General features: G+C 68.3%; 1 protein-coding gene. It reads right to left on the bottom strand.

The window, feature by feature from the left end:
- Positions 1 to 61: 61 nt before the first annotated feature.
- Positions 62 to 358: a transposase gene (locus tag ROTAS13_RS25550; RefSeq protein WP_058390091.1), complete on the bottom strand. Its 297-nt coding sequence runs from the start codon at positions 356 to 358 to the stop codon at positions 62 to 64.
- Between the last annotated feature and the right edge of the window lie 62 nt (positions 359 to 420).

The following is a 420-nucleotide window of genomic DNA, read 5'->3' as shown; positions in this document are numbered from 1 at the left end:
ACCCGGCATAGGGTCGCGACGGCGTGGTTGCCCCGCTCGGCTGACACGAAGGCGAACTTCGTCACGCAATCCCTTTGGCAAAAACCGCCGCGGCCTTGCGCAGGATGACGTTCTCCTCCTCCAGCCGCTTCACCTCACGCCGCAGCCGCTGCGTCTCGGCCTCCTCGGCTTTGCGCACAGCCAAGGCCTCGGCCGAGCCGGCCGCCAGCTGCTCCGTCCGCCACGTGCTCAGCTGGCCCGTGCTGAGCCCAAGCTCGGTGGCCACCTCCGATAGCCCGCGTCCGCCTTCGAGCAGTCGCCTGACCGCCTCTGTCTTGAACTCCGCCGTGAACCGGCGTCGGGTCCGCTTCTCCGCCATGCTGCCCTCCAAGGGTGCTCGGGTTCCTTACCAAACCCTCCACCCCACAGGGGGAAGTCCAC

Origin of the sequence: Roseomonas sp. TAS13, assembly GCF_001950415.1 — a bacterium.
Taxonomy (GTDB): Bacteria; Pseudomonadota; Alphaproteobacteria; order Acetobacterales; family Acetobacteraceae; genus Roseomonas; species Roseomonas mucosa.
The sequence above is the reverse complement of the archived record's forward strand: the minus strand, read 5'-3'. Positions and strand labels throughout refer to the sequence as shown.

What these genes read in the sequence shown, in the direction of transcription:
- ROTAS13_RS25550 (WP_058390091.1), bottom strand. Translation starts at nt 358, where the DNA reads ATGGCGGAGAAGCGGACCCGACGCCGGTTCACGGCGGAGTTCAAGACA.